12 protein-coding genes and 3 pseudogenes are annotated in these 12,346 nt (G+C 63.2%); all 15 read left to right on the top strand.

Translation table 11 applies throughout. The annotated features are described in order from the left end of the window. Positions 1 to 55: 55 nt before the first annotated feature. Positions 56 to 448, top strand: a pseudogene (locus ACL02T_RS15360) (IS982 family transposase); the annotation flags it as partial. A gap of 36 nt (positions 449 to 484) precedes the next feature. Continuing rightward, positions 485 to 771: pseudogene (locus tag ACL02T_RS15355) on the top strand (transposase); the annotation flags it as partial. A 9-nt stretch (positions 772 to 780) separates the two neighbouring features. Next, positions 781 to 1,275 (top strand): annotated as a pseudogene (locus ACL02T_RS15350) (ISL3 family transposase); the annotation flags it as partial. Between the two features lie 596 nt (positions 1,276 to 1,871). Then, entirely contained in the window at positions 1,872 to 2,528 is a 657-nt protein-coding gene (locus ACL02T_RS15345; protein ID WP_412831386.1) for a helix-turn-helix domain-containing protein, read from the top strand. Between the two features lie 484 nt (positions 2,529 to 3,012). Beyond that, positions 3,013 to 3,930 (top strand): tyrosine-type recombinase/integrase, encoded by a 918-nt coding sequence (locus ACL02T_RS15340; protein ID WP_412831385.1) that lies wholly within the window; start codon positions 3,013 to 3,015, stop codon positions 3,928 to 3,930. Positions 3,931 to 3,998: 68 nt separating this feature from the next. Further along, a complete protein-coding gene (locus ACL02T_RS15335; RefSeq protein ID WP_412831384.1) occupies positions 3,999 to 4,613 on the top strand; it encodes a hypothetical protein in 615 nt (204 codons plus the stop codon). A 362-nt stretch (positions 4,614 to 4,975) separates the two neighbouring features. Further along, positions 4,976 to 5,314, top strand: a complete 339-nt coding sequence (locus tag ACL02T_RS15330) for a hypothetical protein (RefSeq protein WP_412831383.1) — start codon at positions 4,976 to 4,978, stop codon at positions 5,312 to 5,314. Between the two features lie 103 nt (positions 5,315 to 5,417). After that, a complete protein-coding gene (locus ACL02T_RS15325) occupies positions 5,418 to 6,425 on the top strand; it encodes an AAA family ATPase (RefSeq protein ID WP_412831382.1) in 1,008 nt (335 codons plus the stop codon). 407 nt (positions 6,426 to 6,832) lie between these two features. Next, positions 6,833 to 7,069, top strand: a complete 237-nt coding sequence (locus ACL02T_RS15320) for a hypothetical protein (RefSeq protein WP_412831381.1) — start codon at positions 6,833 to 6,835, stop codon at positions 7,067 to 7,069. Further along, positions 7,069 to 7,950, top strand: coding sequence for a hypothetical protein (locus ACL02T_RS15315; protein WP_412831380.1), 882 nt, complete (start codon positions 7,069 to 7,071; stop codon positions 7,948 to 7,950). Before ACL02T_RS15320 ends, ACL02T_RS15315 begins: the two co-directional genes overlap by 1 nt. A 235-nt stretch (positions 7,951 to 8,185) precedes the next feature. Then, positions 8,186 to 8,416, top strand: a complete 231-nt coding sequence (locus ACL02T_RS15310) for a helix-turn-helix domain-containing protein (RefSeq protein ID WP_412831379.1) — start codon at positions 8,186 to 8,188, stop codon at positions 8,414 to 8,416. Between the two features lie 446 nt (positions 8,417 to 8,862). Beyond that, the gene (locus ACL02T_RS15305) at positions 8,863 to 9,576 is read left to right on the top strand and encodes a hypothetical protein (protein WP_412831378.1); all 714 of its coding nucleotides are present in this window, start codon (positions 8,863 to 8,865) and stop codon (positions 9,574 to 9,576) included. Between the two features lie 745 nt (positions 9,577 to 10,321). Next, positions 10,322 to 10,750 (top strand): Gp19/Gp15/Gp42 family protein, encoded by a 429-nt coding sequence (locus tag ACL02T_RS15300; RefSeq protein ID WP_412831377.1) that lies wholly within the window; start codon positions 10,322 to 10,324, stop codon positions 10,748 to 10,750. Positions 10,751 to 11,245: 495 nt separating this feature from the next. Continuing rightward, positions 11,246 to 11,596, top strand: a complete 351-nt coding sequence (locus ACL02T_RS15295) for a hypothetical protein (protein WP_412831376.1) — start codon at positions 11,246 to 11,248, stop codon at positions 11,594 to 11,596. Beyond that, entirely contained in the window at positions 11,593 to 11,790 is a 198-nt protein-coding gene (locus ACL02T_RS15290) for a hypothetical protein (RefSeq protein ID WP_412831375.1), read from the top strand. The genes ACL02T_RS15295 and ACL02T_RS15290 overlap by 4 nt, the downstream gene beginning before the upstream one ends. Positions 11,791 to 12,346: the final 556 nt, after the last annotated feature.

Here is a 12,346-nt window from a genome sequence, read left to right as displayed (position 1 = left end):
TGAAGGTGGCGTGTCGGTCAGCCTGGAGATGGGAGGTGGGCGTCCATGATCGACTGTGACGAACAGCCTGGACGCCCTCCTGTCCGAGCTGTATGTGGAGATCGACGGCCAGGTGGTCCCGGCTCGTCGAGGGCGTGGACGCCGGCCCCGACTCAGCGATGCCGAACTGGTCTGCCTGGCTGTGGCCCAGGTCCTGCTCGGGATCGACAACGAGCACCGCTGGGTCCGGTTCGCCTACTGCCGGGTCGGGCACCTGTTCCGGTATCTGCCCAACCAGCCCGGCTACCACCAGCGGCTCAAGACGGCAGCACCGCTGCTCGCGCAGGCGATCACGCATCTGGCCCGGGTGAGCCCGGCCTGGTGTGACGACCCGTGTCTGGTCGATGCCACCCCGGTGCCGTGCGGCACCTCCCGGGAGACGGTCAAGAGCCTGAATCGTCCTGGGTGGTGGAGAGGCTCCTGATCTAGCAAGGAGACTGGAGCTGTGGGAGCACCTCGGAAGTTCGATGAGGAGACCCGTGCCCGCGCGGTCCGCCTCTACCTGGACCGTCTGCGTGATCACGGCGAGTCGAAGCTGGCCGCCCGCCGGCACGTCGGTGAGCTGTTGGACGTGAATCCGGCGACGATCCGGAGTTGGGTCGAGGCCGAGGAGTGTGATTCCGGCTCTGGGGCGGCCTCGGCCGGGCCTGATGATGATGCAGTGGCTGAATTGCGGGGCTGCGTGCCGAGAATGCCGAGTTGGGGCGGGCGAATGAAATCTTGAAGACTGCGTGACACAAGGTCGACCTGTGTCGCCAACGCGTCCAGCAGGACACCCAAGGGCATCGCGGCCGCTCCGGTGACCCGCTCTACCGGGTCCGGCGCACCCTGCGCACCCGTCTCGGGCTGCTCACCGACCGCCAACGCGCCCGGCTCGAGGCGGTGTTCGCCGCCGACGAGCACGTCGCGGTCGAGGTCACCTGGTGGGCGTATCAGCAGATCATCGCCGCCTACGCCACCGAGGACCGCCGTCGCGGCAAGGCACTACTCGCCGCCGTGATCGACCGGCTCCGCAGCGGGCTACCGGCCGGACTCGACGAACTCGCCACCCTCGGCCGGACCCTGCACCGCCGCCGCGCCGACGTGCTCGCCTACTTCACCCACCGCGCCTCGAACGGGCCCACCGAGGCCATCAACGGCCGACTCGAAGCACTCCGCCGCAACGCCCTGGGCTTCCGCAACCTGCTCAACTACCGCATCCGGTCGCTACTGCACTGCGGAGCGCCTGCACTCTGAATCCGGAAGAGCCCCTTTGAGCGGATCGCACCCCACCCGCACCCGGGAGGGGCGGCGGGCCCCAGCCCTACGGTTCGGCGACCCGCAGGTCCAAGCCCTGGACGGCGCCCTGAACGTCTCCCTGCTCGCCGTCACCGGCATCACCAACAAGAGCCTGCGTGCCTTGATGACCGGACTGCTCGGCCAGCCCTACCCCACTAGGCGGCTGCAGCAGCGGCGGGCTCGGACGACGGTGGGGACGGTCCACCGCACGACGATGTTCGCCTTCGCGGCGGGCGGTCGACGGGTGTGCTGTCGGTGTCGCAGATAACGTAGGGCATGCCGCGGCGCAGCACGGCCCAGTCGCGGTCGGCCAGCGCGGCGGCGGCCACGCAGAGCGCTTTTGTGTGTGCGTGGCAAGCCGGTCTCGCTGGCGTGGGGGCTACTGCGCGCCGCCTGGGCCGCTGCGGGTACACCTCTTGAGCGTCTCCCAGTAGTCCGGTGGGAGTCAGTCGAGGAGGCGTTCTAGTGCCTCGTCCAGGAAGGTCGGGGAGGTAATCGAGCTGGCTTGATCCATCCCGGTCCGGCGCAGGAGGCTGTCCGCCGGAGGTGGATATATGGCGCGCCAGCCCGAGGTGTTCGTCCGGGAGCTGACTCCGGACGAAGCCCAGCGATTGGTCAAGATCACCAGGACGGCGCGGGACCGGGTCCGGTTGCGTCGGGCGGGGATCGTGCTCGCCTCGATGCAGGGCCGGACCGCGACCGAGGCCGCGGCGATGTTCGCGGCGAAGCCGCAGTACGCACGGGAGGTGATCCACGCGTTCAACGACAAGGGGTTCGCCGCTCTGGACCCAAAATGGAGCGGGGGCCGACCCCGTAAGTTCGGCCCCCACGTCCACGAAGTCATCTGCCGGGCCGCTCGCACCCCACCGCAGCAAGCAGGGCTGCCGTTCACCACCTGGAGCCTGACCAAGCTCGTCGACCACCTCGCCACGACGCATCGGATCGTGGTCAGCACCGAGACCGTCCGGCAGGTGCTGCGAGAGGCAGGGGTGCGCTGGCAGACCAACGCGTCCTGGCTGAACTGGATCGAGTCGGAGTTCACCGCGCTGCGCTACTTCACCCTCGACGGCAGCGACTACCCCTCCCACGCCGCGCAGGAGGCCGCCATCGCCGGCTACGTCCGCTGGGCCAACCGCCACGCCCGACCCAAACGGCACTTTGCCCCCGAGTCCAAGATCCGCAGACCTGATTACCTACCGAACGTTGCCTGACGAGGCACGAGACCTCGGCGGCCTCGTTGAAGCGCGAGTGCTGGCCGAGCGCCATCGCCCGCGGGACGCCGCTGCGCTCGCGGATCGCGTCCTGGATCGACTTCTGCGCTGCCGCCTTGGTCGACGCCCAGCGGGACAGCTGGCGGGTCCTGCCGTCGAGGTCGCGGTCCCGACAGCGGGCGAGCCAGCGGCTGCCGTCGCGGGTGACCTGGATCTCGCCGTGCGAGCCCAACGCGAGTGGAGGACGAGCCATCGCGTACCCCTCCCGGATGGGGTTTTCGTTGAGTGGATCTCCGGGAAAAGTAACAGGCCAGACCGACACTCGGTCTGACCTGCAACGATGGTGCGCCGCGAGGGAATCGAACCCCCAACCCGCTGATTAAGAGATCTTGTGGATCTTGGAGTCGGTGACCAGCGGTTTTATGGCTTATCCGGCTATAAAACCCGCTGACTTATCGGGTCGGCGCCCGACGTTGGGACTAAAGTGGACAGTCTGGATGATCTCCTTATTGACTTCCGGCTACACCTCGTCGCCCGGAACCGTGCCCCGAGGACGGTTACCGGGTACGTCCAGGCGGGGGAGGCGTTCGTCAGATGGCTACGGGAGACCGGGAGGTCTACGGCTCCCGAGGACATAACACACCGGGTGATTGAGGCGTACCTCGTCGCCCTCGCCGACCGCCCACAGCAGCGGCACACGTGGAAACCGGTTAGCGCGGCTACGGTCGCACATCACTACCGGTCGCTACAGCAATGGTTTAAGTACCTCGTGAGAGAGGAAGTCATCGCGAAATCACCTTTCGACCGGTTGTCACCTCCGCACGTTCCGGAGAAGCCGGTTCCGATTCTGGCCGACCCGGAACTGAAGGCGTTGCTCGCGATCACCGAGGGCCGATCTTTCGAGGATCGGCGAGACCACGCAATTATCCGTATGTTCCTGGACACCGGGATGCGGTTGTCAGAACTCACCGGGATACGGACGGACGAATTAGATTTCGACGTCTCCGCCGTTCCGGTCCTTGGGAAGGGTCGCCGTAAGCGGCTCGCAGTGTTCGGGAACAAGACGACCGAGGCGTTGCGGAGGTATCTACGGGTCCGCAGGAATCACGAATACGCGGACCGGCCCCGGTTGTGGCTCTCTCAGAAAGGGGAATTCACCGAGGACGGAGTACGGTTGATGCTCACTCGGCGAGGGAACCAGGCGGGTATCCGAGGACTACACGCCCATAGGTTCCGACACACGTTCGCCCACCGGTGGAAGGCGTCGGGCGGGGATGAGGAGTCGCTTATGCGTCTCGCCGGGTGGAAGTCACGCCAGATGGTGGACAGGTACGGGGCTAGCGCCGCTACGGAGCGTGCTAGAGAGGCGCACCGAAGGAAAGGGCTCGGGGACCGGTTCTAGCAATTCTGTACAGACCAGCGTTCCCCGTTGCATCACGACAACCGGTGTCAGCATTGTAAGGAGGACGAATGACTACGTTGCAGGATGAGACGCGCGTAGAACCCGGAACGGACAGATGGGCGGAGTTAATCGAGATCGGCGATCGTGCTATGCGGTCGAATTGGGATCTAGGTGACGCCGCGTTAGAGATTGCTCCGATGGGTTCGGACACGTCTAACAACGGCGCTATGGATAACCTGCGCCGATACGCGGACGAAATCGGGTGCGCCTGGGAATCCATTGACGTCTATCGAAAGGTTGCGGCGGCATGGCCGCTTCCAAGACGTCTTGGATGCCCCTGGTCGGTTCACCAGGTCCTGATGGCCCATCCGCACCTGATCCGTGACGCAATGACTGTCCGGCTAGAGCATGAGGCGGATCGTCTTTCCGAGGAGTGGGAGTCCAATAGGTGGGCGACAGCGGAGGCTATCCACCTCGAACTCACAGAGGGCGGGAAGACGGTTCGCGGACTCGCCGCCGAGATCGGTCGTAGTGATACGCACGTGACGTTCATGGCGAAGGCGTGGCGCGCTTACCTAGGTAAGCAGCCGGACGACCGACCCCCGTTCAACCAGGCGTACCAGGCTGCGAAACAGGGGAAGCCTAAGCCTGACCCTGCCCCGGAACCGGACGACGAGTTCTAGGCCGCTACACGCCCCGGGCTATTCCGGCAAGCCCCCGTGAGGATAGTCACGATCCGTGGTCTACCTTTGTGGTCCACCTCGTGAGAACGTAGACGAGTCGGCCCCTCTCGGGGGCGGACACCACGAACAGAACACCGCGTGACGGCTCCGGTGCCACCCGGCCCGTGCACGCCCGCGACCGGTGCCGACACCCGGTCGCCTACATCTGACGGGTGAGGTATACCCGTCTCATTCGCCCCCATGACAGGGGGCCTTCTACGTCTCGGCTTCTCCGAGACACGTCCTATGCAGCTCTTCGGGATCGAATCCGGAGGGCATTTCGTCATGTTCACATTAGGGAGGAAACGTTGTTGCAAGAAACCATGATTGTCGTTGACCCCGAGGGCGGGACCCACCTCGTGGACCACGGTTCCACGCTACGGCTACTGGCCGATCTCGTGGGAATCGACGCCCCGATCGACCCTGCGACGTTGTACGCCCGGTTTCACCGGTACTGCGACGGGTGCGACTCGCACACGCTGGTCCTGGTCCCGGTAGAGACCCCGGAGGGTGTCCCTCAGGTGCCCGCCGTCGAGGCGGTGATCGTGGACGGCTTCGCGATCCACGAGGACGAGCACCCGGACATCTTCGTCCCGTGGGATGACGTGCAATCCGTTCGTGGGTTCGCCGAGGACGCTGTGAGCCTTCTCGGGGACCGGTAATGACGAACGGCTATTGCCACCGTTGTGACGCCCCGGTGGCGATGAATAAGCGAACCGGGGCGCCGCGTAAATATTGTTCGAACTACTGCATGAGGAGAGCGAAGTGACAATTGATATCGCAACCCGGTTCCCGGTCCTGACCTTCGCGGAGGCGAAGGCGCGAGCACAGGAGACTGAACGGTGGGTCTTCGAGGACCTAATAAGTAGTTCCGCGACGATGATCTATGGGCGATCGAACGTCGGTAAATCGTACCTCGTCTCTTCTATGCTCCTTTCTCTCGTCCTGGCGGACCGTGAGTTCCTCGGGATGCAACCGACCGACCCGTTTAAGGAGTGGCGCCCGGTGATCCTGTGTACCGATCCGGGGGTACAGGAGGAGTACGCCGAGCGGATGGCACTAGCTACGGACGCAGATCTCGATATCCCGATGTACTCAATCGGGGTCACGAGGCGTCCGGAGGAGTGGACCGCCTTAACGGATCACCTTATTGATTCTGGCCGAAACTTCGCAGTACTGGACAACCTTATGGGAGCGACCGGGGATTCTAACGACACACCCGCAATCTCTACGGTGTATGACGGTCTAAACCGTCTGGTCCTTCGAGGTATCCCGGTCGTCGTGATTCACCACGAATCGGAGCATGGTCGGACTAACGTTGTCCACGGGGCTCCGCCTATGGGTATGTCGAATAGCGTGCAGAAATCCCGGGTGTGGATTCAGGTTCGGCAGACGTCGAAGAAGCAGTTTCGAGGGGGGAACACGGGGCTAATCGTGCAATCGAACAAGTTGGACCAGCCGATCGAGATTATCGCCGAGCCGAAGACGGGTCCGGATTACCGGGTGATATCTCGGGGACCGTGGGTGAAGAAGGACGAGGAGGAGAAGCCGAAACAGAAACGGGCACCGGAGACGCTGGATCAGAACGCCGAGATGGCGGATTACGTCGTCAACGATTGCCAAGGCAAGGGGTTGAACGAGACGGCCGGGGCTCTCGCAGAGAAGTTCGGGAAATCTAACGCGACGTGTCGTGACTCGCTTATGCGTGGCGCGCTATCCGCGATGCTGCGGAGGGACGGCGACGGGAAGGCCGCTGTGTGGACCAGGGTCTAGAGCGGTGGGAAGTGGTGGTGGTGGTGATCCCCCCTATAGGTGTTCGTACCTCACACCACCCCCCACTTAACGTTTCGTGTGCGAGCCCTCCGAGGCTCGCCGGTGAGTGAGAGCGAGTAGGAGGTACTGGGAGGTACCTCCGCGTAGCGAGCGACGTAGAGCGGACGACGTGTGACCACTGGGAGGTGGTCACCGAGAGGACGCGACGAACGTACGGGGCGGCCCCTTACAGGGCCGCAGAATGTCCGAGAGCGAAGCGACGGGCGACCCCTCGAAGGGTCGCAGGACGTAGAGGATCGCTTTCGAGGCGATCCGACATAACGAACGAATGCGTAGAGCGGCCACGGTCGGCCGCGACGATAGGGCAGGCATCTAAGCCTGCCGACGTAACGATAGAGGAGGAAGAAATGACGACGATTGAGAAGCTTATCAGTGCCGAATCCGTCCGATTCGGCGACAACGTACAGACGCCCGACGGTTCCCGGGCGATCATTCAGGTGATCGACCACGGGGACGAGATCGAACTCGTCCACGCTCACGGTGCGATCCTCGCCGGGCGTGACACCCGGCTCCGCGTGCGTAGACGGACGAGAGTTGAGAACCTGGACAATCCGTCCGTCGTGTGGTCGTCCGGGGTCGTGTGATGGCCGACCTTGTCTGTACGGAATGCGGTACCACGTTCACAGGTCCGAAGTCGAAGCTCACGTGTTCGCCGTCGTGTAAGCGCGTGAGGAAGAACCGGCTACAGCGGTACACGAGGTCTACCGATCTCACCGCTTACCCGGTCACGATCCCGTCGGACGACTCGGAGCCTGTCGACCTCGGTGAGGAGGTGAGGCCGGATGACTCACCGATCGCCCGCCGTGAGGTCGCCGCCGCGATCCGGAGGGAACGTTCGGCGGATGGGAAGCGACCTCGCAAGCCTGGTAACCCCGAGGATCCAACCGAGGGTGTCCCCGGTGAGTCCGACACCGGGTTCCGCCCGTCCCTCGTCCGCGACGTCCTCGCGCTCGACGACTCCGAGGTAGTCCCGGAGGAGGGCACGGTATTGGGGGCTGAGCGGCTCTCTACGCTCGTGGAACTCGTCGCCCCGAGTGATCCGCCAGGGGATCGGCTACACGGCCTGTCCGACATCCTCCGTGGTCTGGGGTACACAGCGACCTCGACGGTTCCTCCGACTGACGGATGGACCCAGCCAACCGCATACGACACTGAGCCGGGTCCGGATCATGAGTGGTGGCGTTCCGCGTCGGTTCCTCGCGATGGTCTGCGAGTCGGGCGCACGGTGCCGAACGTGCGTGACGTCGTCGGGTCGGACGCTCCGCACGTGGATACGTACGTGAAGCCGACATACAAGGCCCGGGACTCCCGTCCGTTTCCGTTGATGACGTTCATCGATATTCCGGAGCGGAAGTGGAAGCCCGCCCGTGCGTGGCCGATGGAGGATATCCGTGATTTCGGGATCTTCACCGGTTGTCCGCGTACACGACTAGAGCCGCTTAAAGCATTCGTCATCTGCGTATGAGGCAACTCCGGTAATAAGTGGAGGGGTAAGGGAGCATCCCTCTCCAGTCCGTTCGCGTTCTCCTCTCTCGTGAACATGAGCGCCGCTTCTGTAGGCGCTCCCTCGTCCCCGGTCAGGGTCTCCCAGCCTGACCGGGGTTCGAGGTTTCTCCCTCTCAATCTCCCCGGTGAGTACGGCACCGGGGCTATTCGTGTGTCCACACTATGTCTGATGACGATTACGAAAGGAGGTCACCATGACCGAACGCGAGTTGCTAGCCCAGGGTATCCGGAGGGCGATCCTGCGAAGCGGTAAGTCGGAGGCGGATATCGCCCGCCGACTGAATTGGGGCGCGAGCACCGTCTACAAGTGGTGCCGTGGCGATTCCCGCCCGGCTCCGAAGAACCTTGACCGACTGTGCACGTACCTGGACGTCGACGCCGAGGACGTCCGCGCCGGTTATCCGGATTTCGCGGATGGGTCGTAAACAGGTTCAGGGCGATGACCCCACATTACTAGAGATTATGTTATACGTCAGGTTCCTGACGTTGCCAGACCTACGCGAACTAAATGAGTTCCTAGACGCACTTATAAGGGAGACCGATAATGACTAATCCTCGCGATGAGTTCGCCGAGGCTTTCGCCCGTCAGCTAAACGAACAGGCGACTCACGCGGCCCGGTCGCTCGGGTGGATAGACGATCACCCGGACCCGTTCGAGTCCGGCGGGCGTGCCGCACCGGAGCGGGTGCCCGCTACCGATCACACACAGGCCCTCGGGAGTGAGGGTCCCCCGCCGTCCCCCGAGGATGAGTTCCGCCAGGCCCTTTCCGACGCTTTCGACCGTCAGCGCCGCCGGGGCAATGGCGCCGCTTTCACTATCCACGTTAACTAAGGGAGAATAGATATGAGTGCTATTAACGATATTCGTAGTGTGGTCGCTAACCTCGTCGCCGCCGGTATCACGGTTCCCGAGGATGTTACCGACGCTCTCAACCGGGCGAAGTTCCGTCCGACGTCGCTTCCGGGTACCCGGGAGGCAGAGGCGAAGGTAGCCGCTGCGACTACGCAGGATGAGTACGATTCGGCGGTTGCCGATCTCGTCCTCGCTCTCTCCGTTGCCAACGTCGACCAGACTCGAATTTACGGGACTCTCAATCGCATCGGTGAGGATCAGGTGACCGGGACTATTCGCCCGCACATCTTCACACTGTTCGAGGAGATCACCACCACGTATAACGCCGCCGCACCGGCTTTCACCGAGGCCGTAGAGCGGATTCCGGATCTCACCGGGGTTAACCCTCTGGACGTCTCGCCGGACGTCTCAGTGGCGCTACAGGACGCGAAGACGGCGGTTGCTCCGCTGCACGCGCTGTGGAACGCGTACCAGGGTCTCGCACGTCTCCTCACGGGTCGGGACGAGTTCGGGAAGACTCCGCGCTCAGCTTCCGTCATCGTCGCACGGCTCGGGGTCGTGTCCGAGGACCAGGCGGAGGAAGCGGTGAGGCTCATCGTCGGTTACGCCCATAACGATCGTGATCTCTCGCTTCATGCTCTCGCGCCGCACGTCGCTATTCCGCGTAGCGGTGGCCGCCTGGACCTTGTGACCCCGTTCGAGGCCGATACCCGGCATATCCCGTTCGCCTAAGTAATCCAACTACAGAGAGGAGAGAATGTGATGATGAGTAATGCAGTATCGGGAGAAGACATGCGATCAGTGCGGGGACGTTTACGCGCCCCGTTCCGGTAGGCAGCGGTATTGCGACCTGTGTCGTCCGAGGGCGCCCCAAGATGCGCCGGAGTTCACCCCGGTTCCCGTCCCCGATTACGTCTGGGTCGATAAGTCCGGTCCGAACGTGGACGACCGCACGGCGCGTGTAGACCTCGCCCTAAAGCTAGCTAAGCGTGCCGCTACCGAGCCGGATCTCGTCAGGTACACCCGCAACCTCGTTCAGTACGCCGAGGCCGTTGGGCGTGGGTATGAGCCTGATCCGGTCCGGGTTCTGGCCGTCCTCGGACACGGGATCTCCGTTCATTAGAAACGCCTGGTCAGAGGGTTTCGGGGTCTACCCCGGTATAACTACCCTCGGGACCGTATTCCGCCATTAGAAATACCTGGTCAGGGGCCCTTGAATGGGCCCCTTTCCGGGCCTGACTCACACGATTACGTAGCAGGACTGATGTGAAACCGAACCAAGCAATCCCAAGGTGTCGCCGTGAGGGATGTGGCCGAAGAGTCCACCCGAATACGCCCGGATGGTGTTCAAGGATGTGTGCGACTTTCAATGGTCACCAACGAAAGGTTCTCAACAGGATTCACGCGTACCAAGCGCGGGGCGAATCGGTCCCTGAACATCTAGACCGTCAATGGCGTGCACTAATCGATCTCGGCGATGCTATCGACGAATACCACGCGACGAAGGAGCCAAGTGATACCAGAGATTGAAGCTAGGCTAGGAAGGGAATTGGACCCAAGCGAATCAAGGATTATCGAATCAAGGGTTCAGGATATAGAAGCCCTGATTGCTACCCGTGTGGACGTTTCATCCGTGGATGAGTCAATCGTTAATCTCGTTAAAGCCGAGGCTCTGTTACGTCTTATCCGGAACCCGGAAGGGTACGTGAGTGAGACAGATGGGAACTACGCGTACGAGCGTAACCCTGCTACGGCCTCGGGTCGTCTACACATTACGGATGAGGAATGGGCGTGGCTTGGCGTGACGAGTGGTATCGGCGTTATTCGTCCCGCTATTCGCGGTGTCGCTACGTACGGGCATTCGGATAACGAGGATGGCGACCCGGATACAGCAGTGTGGGCGTAGCGGGAAAGTCGTGCAGATTCTTTCGTTCCGAGGGTTGCATTCTGCTTCTCATTCCGGATATGATCGTCCGCAGAACGGATGATCGATGGGCCCAGGGGAGGTTCCCCCTGGGCCCCTCTCTTGATCGGCCCGTAATGCTGCCGAGCCATCCGCCCAGCGTGCGAGACCCTGATTTTAATACCGAGCGCCATTCCGGCGCCATAAGGAAAGGTTTACGAGTGGACAGACCCACCGATCTAGGCTCCGACGGCGGGGCATTGTGGGATGAGGTTGTTAGCGACGAGGCATTGCGGCTCAGGCCGGATGAGTACCGGATTCTGGAGCTTGCGTGTCGGCAGCTTGACACGATTGCGAACCTCCGAGCGGTCTTCAACGCAGATCCCGAGTACTCAGTAAAGGGCAGTATGAAGCAGCCCGTGATTAACCCCCTTATTGCTGAAATCCGCGTGGCCGGGGAGTCGTATGCCCGGTATATGAAGCAACTATCACTGCCGGATGACGAGGAACGGGCAGCTCAGCGCGCCGAGCGTGAATCTGAATACTTTCGGCGTCTGGCGGAACTTCGATGGGCGAACCGTGGCGATTCGGATTAAGGGTATCGAGGAGTCGGCGGGAGTCCCGAAAGGTCTACCGGACCGGTTGCGAAATCCGATCGTCCGCGTGGACGCGTCTGCGCCGACTACCTCCCGGAAGTACCAGGCGTATCAATCGTGGGCGGAGTACGCCCGGGATCTCTTTACCTTCGCCGGCCCTTCCGCGGGCGATGTAATGGACGTTCTCGGAACGCGGCTTGTGGACTTCCTCGCCGTTGCGGCCGCTCTCCCGGAGGATCGGGAGGTCCGATGAGCATCTTCGACACACCGATCACGGCGGTTGACGACATTCGACGTCGCGCTGAGATGTTCCGGGACCTTGGGATGCCGGACGGGCAGGCGATTCTGGACCACCTCGATGCGGGCTCGCCGTTCGCTTATCGGACCCCGTACGGGACGTTCATTGTGCAGCCGGACGGTTCGTTGTCGCGGGTCACCGAGGTTTAAGTGGCACGCCCCACGGGGGGTGTGTGGGGCGTGCCGCACAGCGGAGGGGGGCCGCTGCGGGTGCCAGCGTCACCTACGTGATCCACACCGTCAACCGCTACCACCGAGTAGACCGGTTGGGCGTGACATGTACCCCGAGTGTTGTAATGTCCCAGTTGGGGCGGGGCGTGGCGATCTTGGTCAAGCGTCCGGGGGGACGTGGGGGCTGACCAGCGGCGCGCCTTGCCCCGCCTACCGGCGGGTGTACCGCTCCCTGACTTCCTCACGCCACACGGCGTGTTCCTCCGGGTGGCGGAGTCCCATGTCCGCGACGCAATCGGCGCACCTGTCAGCGACGGCGATCAGGACCCGGGCGCCGCACCGGCCGCACACCATCGGCTCAGCGATCCGGTCGTCAGCGGTAGCAGGCATCTCGTGGTCCTCTCTGGTGGGGGCTGACCATCCTCCTGCGGAGCCCCGGTGTCTGTAGACCTCGGCGCCGGTCGTCTGGTGTCCAGGGCGGCGTAGCCGAGCGTAGCGGTCCCTGGACGCCGGGCGGGCGGTGTCGTGCCCTGTG

It is taken from the genome of Pseudonocardia oceanicola, assembly GCF_047200735.1.
Classification (GTDB): domain Bacteria; phylum Actinomycetota; class Actinomycetes; order Mycobacteriales; family Pseudonocardiaceae; genus Pseudonocardia.
This window is presented reverse-complemented; position numbering and strand designations above follow the sequence as displayed.

Coding starts and splice junctions, on each gene's coding strand:
- ACL02T_RS15345 (WP_412831386.1), top strand. CDS start 1,872: ATGGCGCGCCAGCCCGAGGTGTTCGTCCGGGAGCTGACTCCGGACGAA.
- ACL02T_RS15315 (WP_412831380.1), top strand. CDS start 7,069: ATGGCCGACCTTGTCTGTACGGAATGCGGTACCACGTTCACAGGTCCG.
- ACL02T_RS15330 (WP_412831383.1), top strand. CDS start 4,976: ATGATTGTCGTTGACCCCGAGGGCGGGACCCACCTCGTGGACCACGGT.
- ACL02T_RS15300 (WP_412831377.1), top strand. CDS start 10,322: ATGCTATCGACGAATACCACGCGACGAAGGAGCCAAGTGATACCAGAG.
- ACL02T_RS15290 (WP_412831375.1), top strand. CDS start 11,593: ATGAGCATCTTCGACACACCGATCACGGCGGTTGACGACATTCGACGT.
- ACL02T_RS15310 (WP_412831379.1), top strand. CDS start 8,186: ATGACCGAACGCGAGTTGCTAGCCCAGGGTATCCGGAGGGCGATCCTG.
- ACL02T_RS15320 (WP_412831381.1), top strand. CDS start 6,833: ATGACGACGATTGAGAAGCTTATCAGTGCCGAATCCGTCCGATTCGGC.
- ACL02T_RS15295 (WP_412831376.1), top strand. CDS start 11,246: ATGACGAGGAACGGGCAGCTCAGCGCGCCGAGCGTGAATCTGAATACT.
- ACL02T_RS15335 (WP_412831384.1), top strand. CDS start 3,999: ATGACTACGTTGCAGGATGAGACGCGCGTAGAACCCGGAACGGACAGA.